This is a genomic window from Serratia sp. CC22-02 (assembly GCF_900182895.1).
Classification (GTDB): Bacteria; Pseudomonadota; Gammaproteobacteria; order Enterobacterales; family Enterobacteriaceae; genus Serratia; species Serratia nevei.
Genome location: NZ_FXUD01000001.1, coordinates 1,146,096 through 1,161,769 on the forward strand (window position 1 = coordinate 1,146,096; position 15,674 = coordinate 1,161,769).

12 protein-coding genes, 1 tRNA gene and 1 other RNA gene are annotated in these 15,674 nt (G+C 61.7%); 7 read left to right on the top strand and 7 right to left on the bottom strand.

All coding sequences use genetic code 11. From position 1 onward, the window contains the following. On the top strand, positions 1–1,611 hold the full coding sequence (gene yejF, locus QOL81_RS05450) for a microcin C ABC transporter ATP-binding protein YejF (protein ID WP_070914529.1): 1,611 nt from the start codon (positions 1–3) through the stop codon (positions 1,609–1,611). Positions 1,612–1,620: 9 nt separating this feature from the next. Here the strand turns inward: yejF and QOL81_RS05455 are convergent, their stop codons facing one another. The 3 genes from QOL81_RS05455 to rsuA all read right to left on the bottom strand — a co-directional run bounded on the left by QOL81_RS05455 (position 1,621) and on the right by rsuA (position 4,511). Beyond that, positions 1,621–1,965, bottom strand: coding sequence for a YejG family protein (locus QOL81_RS05455; protein ID WP_004935763.1), 345 nt, complete (start codon positions 1,963–1,965; stop codon positions 1,621–1,623). Between the two features lie 594 nt (positions 1,966–2,559). Then, positions 2,560–3,756, bottom strand: a complete 1,197-nt coding sequence (locus QOL81_RS05460) for a Bcr/CflA family multidrug efflux MFS transporter (RefSeq protein WP_047730236.1) — start codon at positions 3,754–3,756, stop codon at positions 2,560–2,562. Positions 3,757–3,797: 41 nt separating this feature from the next. Continuing rightward, complete coding sequence (gene rsuA / locus QOL81_RS05465; RefSeq protein ID WP_060420171.1) at positions 3,798–4,511, bottom strand: 16S rRNA pseudouridine(516) synthase RsuA; 714 nt, start codon at positions 4,509–4,511, stop codon at positions 3,798–3,800. A gap of 317 nt (positions 4,512–4,828) precedes the next feature. Here rsuA and radD point away from each other — a divergent pair, with 317 nt between their 5' ends. After that, complete coding sequence (gene radD / locus QOL81_RS05470) at positions 4,829–6,586, top strand: DNA repair helicase RadD (RefSeq protein ID WP_060420168.1); 1,758 nt, start codon at positions 4,829–4,831, stop codon at positions 6,584–6,586. A 162-nt stretch (positions 6,587–6,748) separates the two neighbouring features. Beyond that, positions 6,749–7,033, top strand: coding sequence for a 50S ribosomal protein L25 (gene rplY, locus QOL81_RS05475; RefSeq protein ID WP_019453645.1), 285 nt, complete (start codon positions 6,749–6,751; stop codon positions 7,031–7,033). A gap of 84 nt (positions 7,034–7,117) precedes the next feature. Here rplY and yejK read toward each other — a convergent pair whose 3' ends face one another. Next, the gene (yejK, locus tag QOL81_RS05480) at positions 7,118–8,125 is read right to left on the bottom strand and encodes a nucleoid-associated protein YejK (protein ID WP_060420164.1); all 1,008 of its coding nucleotides are present in this window, start codon (positions 8,123–8,125) and stop codon (positions 7,118–7,120) included. Positions 8,126–8,336: 211 nt separating this feature from the next. Between yejK and QOL81_RS05485 the strand changes: the two genes are divergently transcribed. The 4 genes from QOL81_RS05485 (at position 8,337) to QOL81_RS05500 (ending at position 10,674) form a co-directional block, all read left to right on the top strand. Beyond that, positions 8,337–8,564, top strand: coding sequence for a YejL family protein (locus QOL81_RS05485; protein ID WP_004935782.1), 228 nt, complete (start codon positions 8,337–8,339; stop codon positions 8,562–8,564). A gap of 9 nt (positions 8,565–8,573) precedes the next feature. Continuing rightward, positions 8,574–10,355 (top strand): LPS biosynthesis-modulating metalloenzyme YejM, encoded by a 1,782-nt coding sequence (gene yejM, locus QOL81_RS05490; protein WP_060420162.1) that lies wholly within the window; start codon positions 8,574–8,576, stop codon positions 10,353–10,355. A 78-nt stretch (positions 10,356–10,433) separates the two neighbouring features. Next, positions 10,434–10,510 (top strand) — tRNA-Pro (locus QOL81_RS05495). Positions 10,511–10,544: 34 nt separating this feature from the next. Next, positions 10,545–10,674, top strand: a non-coding RNA gene (locus tag QOL81_RS05500) — RtT sRNA. A gap of 47 nt (positions 10,675–10,721) precedes the next feature. On the opposite strand, the gene ttrA is transcribed toward QOL81_RS05500, so the two are convergent. Genes ttrA through ttrB form a run of 3 tightly spaced genes read right to left on the bottom strand, consistent with a single transcriptional unit; the run spans position 10,722 to position 15,545 of the window. Then, positions 10,722–13,793, bottom strand: coding sequence for a tetrathionate reductase subunit TtrA (gene ttrA / locus QOL81_RS05505; RefSeq protein WP_283439716.1), 3,072 nt, complete (start codon positions 13,791–13,793; stop codon positions 10,722–10,724). Continuing rightward, positions 13,786–14,811: a tetrathionate reductase subunit TtrC gene (gene ttrC / locus QOL81_RS05510; protein WP_197757152.1), complete on the bottom strand. Its 1,026-nt coding sequence runs from the start codon at positions 14,809–14,811 to the stop codon at positions 13,786–13,788. The genes ttrA and ttrC overlap by 8 nt, the downstream gene beginning before the upstream one ends. Next, complete coding sequence (gene ttrB, locus QOL81_RS05515) at positions 14,808–15,545, bottom strand: tetrathionate reductase subunit TtrB (RefSeq protein WP_060420154.1); 738 nt, start codon at positions 15,543–15,545, stop codon at positions 14,808–14,810. Before ttrB ends, ttrC begins: the two co-directional genes overlap by 4 nt. Between the last annotated feature and the right edge of the window lie 129 nt (positions 15,546–15,674).

Here is a 15,674-nt window from a genome sequence, read left to right on the forward strand (position 1 = left end):
ATGGCCACTCCTTTGCTCGCTATTCAGGATCTCAGCATCGCCTTTCGCCAGGGCGACACCGTCACGCCGGTGGTCAACGAACTCTCGCTGCAAATCGCACCGGCGGAAACGCTGGCGCTGGTGGGGGAATCCGGCTCCGGCAAAAGCGTCACCGCCCTGTCGATACTGCGCCTGCTGCCCGCGCCGCCGGTGGTTTACCCTGCCGGTGATATCCTGTTCAACGGCGACTCGTTGCTGCATGCGCCGGAAGCGGCGCTGCGCAAGGTGCGCGGCAATCAGATCGCGATGATCTTTCAGGAACCGATGGTGTCGCTTAACCCGCTGCACACCATCGAAAAACAGCTCGCGGAAGTGCTGATGCTGCACCGCGGCCTGCGGCGCGAAGCCGCGCGCGCAGAGATCGTCGAATGCCTGGAGCGCGTCGGCATCCGTCAGGCCAAAAGCCGGCTGCAGGATTACCCGCATCAGCTGTCCGGCGGTGAACGCCAGCGGGTGATGATCGCCATGGCGGTGCTGACTCGCCCGAAACTGCTGATCGCCGACGAGCCCACCACCGCGCTCGACGTCACTATCCAGGCGCAGATCCTGACGCTGCTGCAAGAGCTGAAGCAGGAGATGGGCATGGGGCTGTTGTTCATCACCCATAACCTGAATATCGTGCGCCGCCTGGCGGACAACGTAGCGGTGATGCGCCAGGGCCGCAGCGTGGAGCAAAACGGCCGTGCGCAGCTGTTCAGCCGGCCGCAGCATCCTTACACGCAGCAGCTGCTGGCCGCCGAGGACGTCGGTGAACCGCTGCCGCTGCCTGCCGCGGCCAACGGGCGCCCCGACGACGAGCGGCCGCTGCTCAAGGTGGAAAATCTACAGGTGCGCTTCCCCATTCGCCGCGGCCTGCTGCGCCGCACGGTGGATTATCACTATGCATTGAAATCATTGAGTTTCGAGCTGCGCGCCGGGGAAAGCGTGGGGCTGGTGGGAGAATCCGGCTCGGGTAAAAGCACCACCGGGCTGGCGCTGCTGCGCCTGTTGGCCTCACAGGGCGCCATCTGGTTCGACGGCGAACCGCTGCACCCGCTCACGATGAAGCAGATGCTGCCCTACCGCAGCCGGATGCAAATCGTCTTCCAGGATCCCTACTCCGCCCTGAACCCGCGCCTGAACGTGCAGCAAATCATCGCCGAAGGGCTGGAAGTGCACCAGCGGCTTAGCGCAGAGCAGCGGGAACAGCGCGTGATCGAGGTGTTGCAGGAAGTCGGCCTGGATCCGCAGCTGCGCCATCGCTATCCCACCGAGTTTTCCGGCGGGCAACGCCAGCGTATCGCCATCGCGCGCGCGCTGATCCTGCAGCCGCAGCTGCTGATCCTCGACGAGCCGACCTCTTCGCTGGATAAATCGGTGCAGGCGCAGATCCTGACGCTGCTGAAATCGCTGCAGCAACGCCACCGGCTGGCTTATCTGTTCATCAGCCATGACCTGCAGGTGGTGCGTTCGCTATGCCACCAGGTCATCGTGTTGCGACAGGGAGAAGTGGTTGAACAGGGAGACTGCCGGGCGATTTTCGCGGCGCCCGCAGCCGACTATACCCGTCAACTGCTGCAGTTGGCGGATTAGCGGCGAATTCTAGAAGGGGTACTGCGCGCTGAGCGGTTCTGCGATCGCGGCGCCGACGTTTTTCAGGCGGCACATGGTGGCGCTCTCGTCGCTGCGCTGCACGAACAGGCAAGGCTCGCCTTCCCATTCGACGATCGCGCAATCGACCTGAATCTCCTGCAGCGACAGATTGAGCTGTTGCATTACCTGCCAGGCCTCGGCCCCTTCATGGCTGAGTAACTTCAGCCCAATCAGGTTGTTATCTTCGTCTATTCCGTTAAACGGAATCGGTTCAACCTTCACGCCGGTGAAACCAGATAGCCAACGATAACTTTGCGGCAAGCGATGCACTACCGAAAGTTGGATACTCTCCACATGAAATCCCTAGATTGAAAAGGTGAAACACTTTTACCTGACAGGGTTACTAAGTTATAGCCGCTGACTCCCGACTCTGCCGCGCACAAATGTTATTTAAATGTAAATTTTGCCGCTAGCCATTAACCAGACCCCGTGCTTGCCGATGCCGTGCCATTTTTTGGCGCGCCGTGCGGTGTTATTTCACGGCATTTTGCGACTCAGCTCGCATTTTTGCGTTATATGTAACCCTTTCCCGCAGCGATCTCAACTCTTTTTTCTTGCAATGCGACTACTTTTCCGTCGCCATATTTTTACAATGAAGAAACATTTTCCCCACCACGTTAGCGCAGCCTTCCCTGCTAATGCCTTGATTTACATCAATCCTAATACAAACCCCCCGCCGCGCTCAGCCGGCAGAACGCCGCGCCTCCCGGGGAATATGGGGTGGTGCGGCGGCGGAATTTTTTAACAAAAAACACACAGAGGGGAAAATGGCCAATTGATTAGCTTGCGTATATTTAGCAACAAAATTTCAATTGCCAGTTGCACCCTGAATTGGCAGGGCGCAACCCTATGACGATGCGGGGCGACACGCCCCGCATTGGGAGAACGTCAGGCCGCGCGATCGCGTGGCCGGCTGGCGTAAAGATAAAACAGCACCGCCACGATGCTGCACAGCGCCATTGAGGTAACCATGGGCCACGCGCTTTTACCCGGCGCCATCGACAGGACCGCCCCCACCAGCGCGCCGATGCTGAAGCGCAATGTGCCGGCCAGCGAAGACGCGGTGCCCGCCATATGCGGGAAGTCATCCAGGATCACCGCCATGGCGTTGGAGGAGATCATCGCGATGCACCCCAGATAGACCGCAACGCCGATCACCAGCGCCCAGAAGCCCAGGCCGACGGCGCTCACCGCCACCAGCCACAGCCCCATCGCCAACTGTACCAACAGCCCCAGCTTGAACATCTTGACCGCGCCGAACCGCCGCACGTTGCGGCTGTTGATCAGCGTCGTCAGGAACAGGAAGACGATGTTCAGCGCAAAATAGTAGCCGAAATGCTGCGGCGAAACGTGGTTCAGTTCGATGTAGACGAACGGCCCGGCGCTGAGGAACGAGAACATGCCCGCAAACGAGAAGGCGCTGGCGAGCATGTAGCTGAGCACCCGCTTATGGCGGAACAGCGAACCGAAGTTGCCCAGCGTGGTGCGCAGGTGGAACCGTTGTCGGCGCTCTTTCGGCAGCGTCTCCTTGATGAACAGGGCCACCAGCAGTGAACCGATCAGCGCCGCAGCGCCCATGGTCCAAAAGATGGCGTGCCAGCTGAACCACAGCAACAGCGCACCGCCGATCATCGGCGCCAGCAGCGGCGCGATGGTCATCACCAGAATGACGAACGACATCATGCGCGAGAACTCATCCTTGGTGAACATATCGCGCATCAGGGCATTGATCACCACGCTGGCGGCCGCCGCCGCCAGGCCGTGCAGGAAACGCAGCCCGATCAGCTGATCGATCGATTGCGCCATGGCGCAGGCGCAGCCGGCGATGGCGAAGATCAGCGTTCCCCACAGGATCACCGGCTTGCGGCCGAGGCTGTCCGACATCGGCCCATAGAACAGCTGCCCGAAGGCAAAGCCGAGCATATAGGCGCTGAGGGTCATCTGCACGCTGCCGGACTCGACGCCAAACTGGGCGGCGATCACCGGCATACTGGGCAGGTACATGTCGATGGCCAACGGCATCAACATGGACAACAGGCCCAAAATGAAAATCAAACCGAGATGAGAGGTTCGGTTCTGTTGCACGTTCCACGACTCCTTAATCAGCCGCAATCGATGATCGGTTTTCAGTCCTGCAGGTGCGGCGCGCCCACGCTGGCGATCTCTTCTTCGGTCAGTGGGCGGTATTCGCCCGGCGCCAGATCGTCATCCAGCACGATGGCGCCGATGCGCTCACGGTGCAACTCGATCACCCGGTTGCCGACGGCAGCGAACATCCGCTTCACCTGGTGGTAGCGCCCTTCGCTGAGGGTCAGGCGCACTACGCGCTCGTCGACCTGCTCCAGCGTCGCCGGGCGCGTCAGGTCTTTCTCGTTGTGCAGTTGCACCCCTTCGGCGAAACGCTGCGCGGTGTCTTCCGCCAACGGGTGCTCCAGCGTCACCAGATAGGTTTTCTCGCAGTGGTGGCGCGGCGACGTGACGCGGTGCGACCACTGGCCATCGTCGGTCATCAACACCAGCCCGGTGGTGTCGATATCCAGCCGTCCGGCGGCGTGCAGCTTGTACGCGACTGGTTCATCGAGAAAATACAGCACCGTCGGATGATCGGGATCGTCGGTGGAGCAGACGTAGCCCTGCGGTTTATTGAGCATGAAATAGCGCGGGCCGTTCTGCTGCTGCAGCGGATTGCCGTCGAACGCCACTTCTTGCTCCGGGGTCAGTTTGATCGCCCCGCTCTTCACTACCTCACCATCCACGGTGACGCGTTTAGCCCGAAGTTCGCGCGCAACCAGCGCACGGCTGATGCCTAACTGCTGAGATAAAAACTTGTCCAATCGCATGGGATCTGCTTTGCCTGTCGTTGTTATGATCGCATTGATCGTATTGCCAAAATATGACGCCCGCCGTTGCACCGGGTGCAAATGGCAGGTTCAGGGGGGGAATCGCGTGGGGGAACAGCGATTGCTGTCACACGAGTATAGCGGCACAACGCGTTGCCCGACAGAGGTAATTTTCACGCTCCTCGCAGCGCGCGCGCGTAGAAGGCATAATAATAGAAATTTTTCGGCTGTCCGGGGAGTAGAATGTCACGGTTTCTGTGAGAGCAGCGGTGACAAAGCCGCTTCCCGACGGCCCATCTCAACCCACGGCGTTCATTATGGCCTTTACCCTACGCCCCTACCAACTGGAAGCGGTCGAAGCCACCATCAATCATTTCCGGCGGCACCCCGAACCGGCGCTGATCGTGCTGCCGACCGGCGCCGGCAAAAGCCTGGTGATCGCCGAGCTGGCGAAGCGCGCCCGCGGGCGGGTGCTGGTGTTGGCGCACGTCAAGGAACTGGTGGCGCAAAACCACGCCAAATACTGCGCCTACGGCCTGGAAGCGGACATCTTCGCCGCCGGCCTGCAGCAGAAAGAGAGCGCCGGCAAGGTGGTGTTCGGCAGCGTGCAGTCGGTGGCGCGCAATCTGCCGCTGTTCGACGGCGCCTTTTCGCTGCTGATCGTCGATGAATGCCACCGCATCAGCGACGACGACGACAGCCAGTACCAGCAAATCATCCAGCATTTGCAGAAAACCAACCCGCAGCTGCGGCTGCTGGGGCTGACCGCCACGCCCTATCGCCTAGGCAAGGGCTGGATTTACCAGTATCACTACCACGGCTTCACCCGCGGCGACGGCGCCAGCCTGTTTCGCGACTGCATCTACGAGCTGCCGCTGCGCTACATGATTAAGAACGGCTTCCTGGTGCCGCCTGAGCGGCTGGACATGCCGATCGTGCAGTACGATTTCAGCCGGCTGGAGGCCAGAAGCAACGGCCTGTTCAGCGAAGCGGATCTGAACCGCGAGCTGAAGCGGCAAAACCGCGTCACGCCGCATATCATCAGCCAGATTGTGGAGTACGCCGAAGACCGCAAAGGGGTGATGATCTTCGCCGCCACCGTCGAGCACGCCCGCGAGATCCACGGCCTGCTGCCGACCGGCGAGGCCGCGCTGGTCAGCGCCGAAACACCGCCCGCCGAGCGCGATGCGCTGATCGAGGCGTTCAAACAGCAGCGGCTGCGCTATCTGGTCAACGTCGCGGTATTGACCACCGGCTTCGACGCGCCGCACGTCGATCTGATCGCGATCCTGCGCCCGACCGAGTCCGTCAGCCTGTATCAGCAGATCGTCGGCCGCGGGCTGCGGCTGGCGCCCGGCAAGGAGGATTGCCTGATCCTCGACTACGCCGGCAACCCGCACGACCTGTTCACGCCGGAGGTCGGCGTCAGCAAGCCGCACGGTGACAGCCAACCGGTGCAGGTGTTCTGCCCGGCCTGCGGCTTCGCCAACCTGTTCTGGGGCAAGTGCACCGAAAACGGCGACATCATCGAGCACTACGGCCGCCGCTGTCAGGGCTGGCTGGAGGACGACGACGGCCACCGCGAGCAGTGCGATTACCGCTTCCGATTCAAGAGCTGCCCGCACTGCGGCGCGGAGAACGACATCGCCGCGCGCCGCTGCCATCAGTGCCAGGAAGTGCTGGTCGATCCCGACGACATGCTGAAAGCGGCGCTGAAGCTGAAAGATGCGCTGGTGCTGCGCTGCGGCGGCATGGAACTGCAAAGCGGCCGCGACGACAAGGGCGAATGGCTGAAGGCCACCTATTACGACGAGGACGGCACCAGCACCAGCGAGCGCTTCCGTCTGCAGACGCCGGCGCAGCGCAAAGCGTTCGAGATGCTGTTCCTGCGCCCGCATCAGCGCGCGCCGGGCGTGCCGTTCGCCTGGCACACCGCCGCCGACGTGCTGGCGCAACAGCAGGCGCTGCGCCATCCGGATTTCGTGGTGGCGCGCAAACGCGGGCAGTTTTGGCAGGTGCGCGAGAAAGTGTTCGATTATCAAGGCCGTTTCCGCCGCGCCAATCAATTGGCCTGAGCGAACTGTCCCCAACCTGGGCAGGTTTTCGTTGCCCTGCGGGCGGCTTTCCGTTAAAATGCCGCGCGCTTTACCTGGGCCTGCCCAGCGTTAAAGCGGGTTTCCGAACTTGCTACTTGGGTCGCCTGTAGCAGGGTAAATTTTCTTTTAAGAGAAAAAACAATGTTCACTATCAATGTAGAAGTACGTAAAGACCAGGGTAAAGGTGCGAGCCGCCGCCTGCGTGCAGCAAACAAATTCCCAGCTATCGTTTACGGTGGCAAAGAAGCTGCAGTTTCCATCGAATTGGACCATGATTCTGTTAAGAACATGGAAGCTAAACCAGAATTCTACAGCGAAGCAGTAACTCTGGTTATCGACGGTAAAGAAACCAAAGTTAAGGTTCAGGCTGTACAGCGTCACCCGTTCAAGCCAAAACTGGCTCACATCGACTTCGTTCGCGTTTAATCGCTACGTTTTCGAACCTTTCGGGACGCCGAAATAAAGAACGCCGCAATTGCGGCGTTTTTTATTGTCTGCGATTCGGCAAGCTTACTTGCCGCTGCCGGTCCGGCGCTGCAGCTGATCGCGCAGGTTCGGCGGCGTGCCTTTGATGGTCAGCGTGTCGGTGGCCGCATCCCAGAAAATGCGCTCGCCCAGCAGCATGGCGTCGAAGTTCAGGCTGATGCCGCCGCCGCTGCCGGCAAATTTGGTCAGCTGGCGCAGCGTGCCGCGATCCGCCGGGAAGCTCTCTTCCAGCTCATACCCTTGCTCGCTGGAGAACTGCATGAAGTCTTTCTCGCCGACCGGCGACAGCTCCTGCGACAGCGCCTGCAGTTCAATCTCTTCGCCCGCCTGCAGCTGTTCGTTGCAGTAGCTGTACACCTGCTGGCGCACCGACTGGCGCTCGTTCTTGTCCAGCTGCGCATCGGCGCAATAGTCGTCTACCGCCTGCAGCAGCCCGCGGTTTTGCGCCTTGGTGTCCAACCCTTCGGACGCCGCCAGGAAGTCCATGAAGAAGTCGGCGACCTTGCGGCCCACGCGCCCGCGCAGGAAGGTCAGGTAGCGGGTCGATTCCGGGTTGGTTTCCCACTCGGTCAGATCGATGCGCGCAACGATATCGGCGTTGTTGATGTCCAGATAGTGCGTGGTGTTGATATCCAGCTCTTCGTTGACGCGCATGCTGTTACGGCTGTTCAACACCGCGATCAGCAGGTACTCCACCGCCAGATAGCGGTATTGGCCGAACAGTACCACGCCGCCTTCGGCGAACGGATACTTCGCCAGTTCGTCGCGCAGGCGGCCGGTCGCCGCGCGGCTGAAGGCCAGAAAGTCTTTATCGTCCTTGCGGCAGGTGCGCAGCGCTTCCGCCAGTTCGCTGCCTTCGTTGAACAGGCCTAAGGCCTTGCTCTTGGCGCTGTAGACGCGATGCAATTCCGCCATCATTTCTTCTACCGCCGCGTTGGCGGGAAGCAAGGAATCGCGCAGCACCACGTCCAGCGTTTGCTCGTCGCGTTTCACCAACTGATGCAGAGCGATCTGGTCGATATCCAGACTCATGGTAAATCCTCCTGTTCTTTAGGCGCGTATTCAAACACTGAAGGCCCCGCCCTGCAATACTAAAAAACTGCGGCAAACCGGAAAGGCGCAGCGAGGGGCCGCCCCGGCGCGGGCGAACGATTTCCCGAATGACAGGAAGTGATAAAAGAGCGGAAAATCACTGTCCTATACGGTAAGATAGAGCACTTTGCAGATTACTAAGCGCAATTTTATGCCACAATCATCCCGTTACAGTGACGAACACGTTGAACAACTGCTCTCAGAGCTGGTCAATGTTCTGGAAAAACACCATACCCCCACCGATCTTTCCCTGATGGTGCTGGGCAACATGGTCACTAATTTGATCAACACCAGCGTTGCCCCCGCGCAGCGGAAAACCCTGGCGAGATCGTTCGCGGAAGCCCTGCAGGCTTCTGTCCGTGAAGATAAAGCGCATTAATATTGACTTATGGTGACAAACCGTCAGCGTTATCGTGAAAAAGTCTCCCAGATGATCAGCTGGGGGCACTGGTTCGCCTTATTCAACATTCTGCTCGCCCTTGGGCTGGGTAGCCGCTACCTGTTTGTCACCGACTGGCCCGCTTCCCTGCTGGGCCGCGTCTATGCTCTGGTCAGCCTGCTGGGGCATTTCAGCTTTATCGTGTTCGCCGGCTATTTGCTGGTGATCTTCCCGCTCACCTTCGTGGTGATGTCGCAGCGGCTGCTGCGATTTATTTCCGCCGCGCTGGCCACCGCCGGGCTCACGCTGTTGCTGGTCGACAGCGAAGTGTTCTCCCATTTCCACCTGCACCTCAATCCGGTGGTGTGGGATCTGGTGGTCAACCCGGACCAAAGCGAGCTTTCGCGCGACTGGCAGCTGATGTTTATCTGCGTGCCGGTGATCTTCCTGGTGGAGATGCTGTTCGGCACCTGGAGCTGGCAAAAGCTGCGCAGCCTGAATCGCCGCCGTTTCGGCAAGCCGCTGGCGGCGCTGTTTATCAGCGCCTTTTTCGCGTCGCACCTGATTTATATCTGGGCCGACGCCAACTTCTATCGCCCGATCACCATGCAGCGAGCCAACCTGCCGCTCTCGTACCCGATGACCGCGCGCAAGTTCCTCGAAAAACACGGCCTGCTCGACCAGCAAGAGTATGAGCGCCGCCTGGTGCAACAAGGCAATCCGGAAGCGGTGGCGGTGGAATATCCGCTCAGCGATCTCAGCTACGGCGATAAAGGCAGCGGCTATAACCTGCTGATGATCGTGGTAGACGGCATTCGCGCCAAAGACGTGGCGCAAGACATGCCGGCGCTGACGCGCTTCGCCCAGGAAAACGTGCGTTTCAGCGATCATTACAGTTCAGGCAACCATGCCGATACCGGGCTGTTCGGCCTGTTCTACGGCATTTCCCCGACCTATCTGGACAGCGTGCTCGCCGGGCGCAAGCCGTCGGCGCTGATCAATGCGCTCAGCGATCAGGGCTACCAGCTGGGGCTGTTCTCCTCCGACGGCTTCAACGCCAGCCTGTACCGTCAGGCCCTGTTGACCGACTTCTCGCTGCCGACGCCGGCGCCGCAAAGCGACGCGCAAACCACGCAGCAATGGCAGCGCTGGCTGACGGATCAGGGCGATAAAGAGCCGTGGTTCTCCTATATCAACTTCAGCGGCGCCGAGCCGGCCGAAGGTGCCAAAACCCCGGCGCCGGCCGACTTTATCCAGCGCTATCGTACCGGCGTGCAAGACGTGGACGCCCAGATAGCCCTGGTGCTGGACACCCTGAAACAGCGCGGCCTGCTGGACAAAACCGTGGTGGTGATCACCGCCGAGCACGGCGTCGAATTCAACGACAGCGGCAAAGGCCAATGGGGGGCCGGCAACGGCTTCAACCAGGCGCAGCTGCAGGTACCGTTGGTGATCCACTGGCCGGGCACCCCGGCCCAGACCATCAGCAAGCTGACCGGCCATAACGACGTGATGCGCACCCTGATGCAACGGTTGCTGCACGTGAAGACCGCGCCGAAAGATTATTCGCAGGGCGAAGATCTGTTCACCGCCCAGCGCCGCAACAACTGGATCGCCACCGGCGATGGCAATCAGCTGGTGATCACCACGCCGACGCAGACGCTGATGCTGGACAACAGCGGCAACTATCGCGTCTACGATCAGAACGGCGATGAAATAAAAGACGAGAAACCGCAGCTTGCTCTGCTGTTGCAGGTGCTGACCGATGTAAAACGCTTTATCGCCAACTAACTGCTTAAAACTAAAGCAATCAAGTGGCGAGGCGCTTGCATTAACATCGGGAATCGGTAGTATGAATTTTCATAGCGTCGGCATGTAGCGCAGCCTGGTAGCGCACCGTCATGGGGTGTCGGGGGTCGGAGGTTCGAATCCTCTCATGCCGACCAAGCTCAAGAAAACCTGCTGTTACAGCAGGTTTTTTTTCGTCTGCACGCTGAGAGGATGAGAATCTCCGAAGGAGGTTTGAGCCGAGCGCAGTGAGACCACGTTGCTTTAGCAACGGCCCGCAGGGCAAGCATCGAAGATGCGCATAATCCTCTCATGCCGACCAAGCTCAAGAAAACCTGCTGTTACAGCAGGTTTTTTTTCGTCTGCCGTTTACGCGGAAAGTTTGACGATCGCCGCAGGAATGCCCTGGCGCACCGCCGCACCGGTTACCCAATCCAGCCAGGTGTTCGGCACTTCGCGCGTCGGATCGGCAAAGCCCAAATCGTTAAGGTTGATGCCGGCGGCGATGCGCTCATCCATCGCCAGCGGTTCGCCGTCCAGGTAGTGCTGGCTGGCGCCCATCTCCCGGTGGCCGTAACCGTGTTCCACCGCGATCACACCGGGCATCACCCCCGCCAGCAAACTGATCTGCGCCTCCCGGCTGCCGCCCGGCGTACTGATGCTCACCCAGTCACCGTGTTGAATGCCGAAACGCACCCCGTCCGCCGGGTTCAGGGCCACCAGGTTCACAGGCTTCACGTCGTGCAGGCGCCGGATCACCGCGGTGGAGCTGCTCATCACATTGGATTTGAAGGACATCAGCCGCAGCGGCCACTGTCGCTCAGGGTAGAGCTCTTCCACCGCGCGGCCGTCCGACAAACGCGCCGGGTAACAGGTGGGACAGCCGCTGAAACGCTCGCCGGTGATCGCATGGCGGTGCTTTGCCACTTCCGCATTCCAGATCTGCAGCGGCTTCTCCCAACGGTTGCCCACGCTGCCGTCGCGGCGGCCGCTGTCATGATCGGCGAAGCGGCCGCCGCGGCTGTAGATAAACGCCACGCGGTCGATTTCATCGGCGCGCAGCGTCTGCGCAAGCTGCGGCAACAAGCGATCGACGCCGCACAGCGCCAGCTCTTCCGTCCTCGCGGCCGGCACCGGCGCCTTGCCGGCAAACGCCACGTTGGCGGCGGCGCGCAGATAATAATCCTCGGCGCGGTTGAGCGGCAGCAGCCCGCCCTGGCCGTCGCCGATCGCGCGATCGCCAAACCCCGGCAGCCCCAGGCGTTTGGCGACGGCGATGCAAAACGTCTCCATGGAAATCGGCTGCCCTTGCGCCGTTTTCGCGGTCGCCGGCGTCACTATCGGCCAGCGCGCGGTAGTGGCCTTGCTGGCGACGCCGCCCCAGGGAGCGCTGAATCCCCAGCTCTCAAAGTTATGGGTATCCGGGATGATATAGTCGGCCAGCGCCGTCGTTTCGTTGATAAATGCATCGATGGCGATAAACAGCGGTAAACGCGCCGGATCTTTCAATCGTTCCTCCGCCACGCCGCGCAACCCGGCGATACCGTACAGGGGGTTGGTCATGTTCGAGATCCAGACTTTCAGCGCGTACGGATACCCCGCCAGCGCCGACGTCAGCAGCTCAGTCAACTGCCCGGCGACGAACGGATACCAGGGCGCCCTGGCCGGCCAGGGTGAAATGCCCGCCGCCACTTTTTCGCGGTATTCGTCGGAGGTTTCATAAGCGGCCTTGCTGCGCGCGATATTCAGCCCCTTCGGTTTTACCAGGCCGGGAAACTCGACCAGGTTATAGCGCGGCCCCTCGGCGAAGCCGTTGAATTTACCGCCGCCGACAAACACCCCGCCCGCCAGGCTCAGATTACCGATCAACACATTGAGCATCATCACCGACCAGGTATTGTAAAACCCGTTTGCCGCCATCATCCCGCCATGGGCGATCACCGCCGCCTTGCGCCCATGGGCGGTAAAGGCCTCGGCCAGCGCCGCGATGCGCGCCACCGGCACGCCGCATTCCCGGCTGTACGCCTCCGGCGACAGTTTGTCGGCGGCCTCTTTCAAACACTGGAAACCGCTCTTCACCGCCACCTGCGCGCCGTCGTGCAGCGTCACCGTGCGGGTTACCCACAGCTCGGCACGGTCGCACGCCTCGGCCGGCACCAGCTCCCCCGCGCCGTTGACTACCAGCGGCGACACCGACTCGGCGCCGTTCAGATGGGCCAGCGTCAGATGCTGCCCCGCCAGCGGGTGCTCGCTCTCGGCGATCACCAGATGCGTGGCGTTGGTCCAGCTCTTCTCGCCGGCGCGTTGCATGGCGGCCTCCGACGGGATGGCGAGATAGCCGGCCTGATAACGCCGGTTGTCGAGGATCCACTGGATCATCGCCATCGCCAGCGCCGAGTCGGTGCCCGGCAATATCGGGATCCAATGGCCATGATCGTCCGCCAGCGTGGTGGTCAGCGGCAGCGCCGGCGCCACCACCGCATAGCGAAACTCGCTGCGCAATCTGGCGCTGGCCAGCTGCCGGGCCTGGCGCTTGAACGGGTTGCCGGACTGCGCCGGCGAGGTGCCCATAAACAGCGCGAATTCGACCTGTTCCCAGTCCGGTTTCACATGCGGGTTCTTGTCCAGATCGTTCATCAATGCACCGGAGCCGGCACGGTAGGCCAGCCCACAATAAGCGCCGTGTGCGCCGAAGTTTTTGCTGCCGAAGCTGTTCTGGGCGAAGCGCCGCAGGAAGCTGTCGCGCCCGTCGTCACCGGCGTTGGTCACCAGCAGCTGGTTGGCTTTCGGCCCCAGCCCCGGCCGCCGGGCGTCGATCGGCGTTTCCAGATCGCGGATCGCCCGCAGGCCGTCCACATGCCCCTCGCCGAACAGATCGCCGCCCTCCACCACTTCAGCGATCAGCTGTTCGAAGCTGATGCGTTGCCACTTGCCCTCGCCGCGCTTGCCGACGCGCTTCATCGGCTCCAGCACGCGCAGCGGGCTGTAAAGCCCCTCCAGCAGCGTGGCGCCGCGCGCGCAGGCGGTGGAACGGGCGTCGAGGCCGCTTTCGCCGCCCAGCTGCGCCAACGCCTCCTGCAACGGCAACGCCGAGTCGACGTGCCGTTCCTGAGACAGCGGATGATAAGGGTTGCCGGCAATGCGCAATACCCGATCGGTCTGTCTGTCCACCCGAACCCGCACGCCGCATTGCGTCCAGCAGCCGAAACACTGGGTCATTGAGATGGCCTGCTGCGGATTGCCTTGCCATTCCGGCATTGCCCGCCCTTCGGGCAGCAGAGAGTTGCCGTTGATGCGATCCAACGTCACCCGCCCTGAGGTGCCGTGAATCAAGCCGTCGATCGCCCGTTTGGCGACCTCACGATAGCTCAGGCCAAAAGCGGACAACCCGCCGAAGGCCAGGCCCACTTTCAACCACTGACGCCGGGTGAGTTTAGCCATGTTGTTTTCTCCGCAATAAAAACGCCTGTGCTTCACGCACCATGATCATTAACGCCAGCCACAGCCCGAAAGTGCCGACGATCGCCAGCAAGCCGTCGGTACCCAGCGGCAGGCTATAGAGGGAATAAGACGCGTTGTATTTCGGGAGGGTTTGCACCTCGATCAACAGCGTCCAGCGCATTAGCCAGCTCAGCCCCAGCGCGCCGGCCACCAGCAGCGGCGCGCCGCCGCGCGGCAAACGTCGATAGGCGGCCCAGGCGGCACACGCCAGCGCCAGTGCCCACAGCGCGATCCACCCGGCGGCATACTGGCGCGCCGTCGCCTGCGTCTGCAGCCAGTGGCGTACCGCCGCGCCGGATAGCGTATCGCCGCACACCCACAGCAGGATCGCCCCGCCGAGCAGCAACAGCGTCAGCAGCATCCCGCGCGCCAGCGGCGCTTGCAGTCCGGGCCGTTTGCGCATCGCCAACAGCAACAGGGCCAAGAGCGCCTGCAGCGCGCTGAGGAACATCACGATCGGAAATCCATAGCTGAACCAGATGGGGCGGGCGCGCACGACGGAAACCTCACGCCCGGTGTACAACAGCAGGCCGATAGCTACCAGCGCACAAGCGGGCGCTATCCCACGCAGCAGCGCCACCCGCCTGCCCGTCAGCCGCGTAAATTCGACCGCGATAAACCACAGGCCGATCAACAAGGTAAACAGCGGCAAGAACAGCGCCCCCCACGGCATCCACGACCAGGGCGTCGGATAAGCGTAGAAATGCCAGAAACGGGCGGTTTGATGCAGATCGGCGGTCAACGCCAGCGGCGCGGTGATGGCGCACGTCAGCCCGATAAACAGCGCCATGCGCTCCAGATGCGCGGCGTTATCTCCACCGCGCCAGCGCCACACGCAGGCCAGCAGCGCGGCGCAGGCGGCGATGCCGATAAAGAAGAAATATTGCACGGCCCACGGCAGCCAGCTCACCGCCTGCGGCTGGCTCAGCACTTCTGCGATCATCAGTTGGCGGCTCATCGTCCCTCCCCCCATAAGGCGACCTGCGCCCGGCCCGGCAGCGGCGTGACGAAGGCGTCATCCAGCCCCAGATAAAAGACGTGGGGCGCGGTTTGATTCTCCGGCTTGAGGACTTTGATCTCGGCCTCATGGCGCCGCAGCAGCTTGCTCAGCGTGCTGTGCGGATCGCGCATGTCGCCGATGATCCGCGCCCCGCCCACGCACGACTCCACGCACGCCGGCAGCAATCCCGCTTCCAGCCGGTGCACGCAGAAGGTGCATTTGTCCGCCGTTTGGGTGGCGTGATTGATAAAGCGGGCATCGTACGGACAGGCCTGCACGCAATAGGCGCACCCCACGCAGCGTTTGTTGTCGACCACCACGATCCCATCCTCGCGCTGGAAGGTGGCCTGCACCGGGCATACCGGCACGCAGGGCGGGTTGTCGCAGTGGTTGCACAGCCTGGGCAGCAGCACGTTGGTCGCCACCGCTTCGCCTTCGAGGCTGACCTGGTACTGGTTTACCGTGGTGCGAAACTCCCCGTGCGGCGTCTGGTTTTCAATGGCGCAGCTCACGGTACAGGCCTGGCACCCGACGCAGCGCCGCAGGTCGATCAGCATCGCATAGCGTCGGCGAACATCCCCCTCGCGCCGCGTCGGCGCCCACGTCAGCCCGGCTTCCGCCATGGGGATCAGCGAGGCCCCCGCCGTCAACACGCCCAGCCGCTGCAAAAACTGCCGTTTACCGAAATCCATGCGCCTCTCCCACACCCTGGGCATCACCCCGATCACGCTATTGATGCCCGTTAGATGAATAAACAATGTCGATGATTTACAGTGTAAAAATGGCATTGGGCTCAGCTCTATTGTGGTTAACCACATACC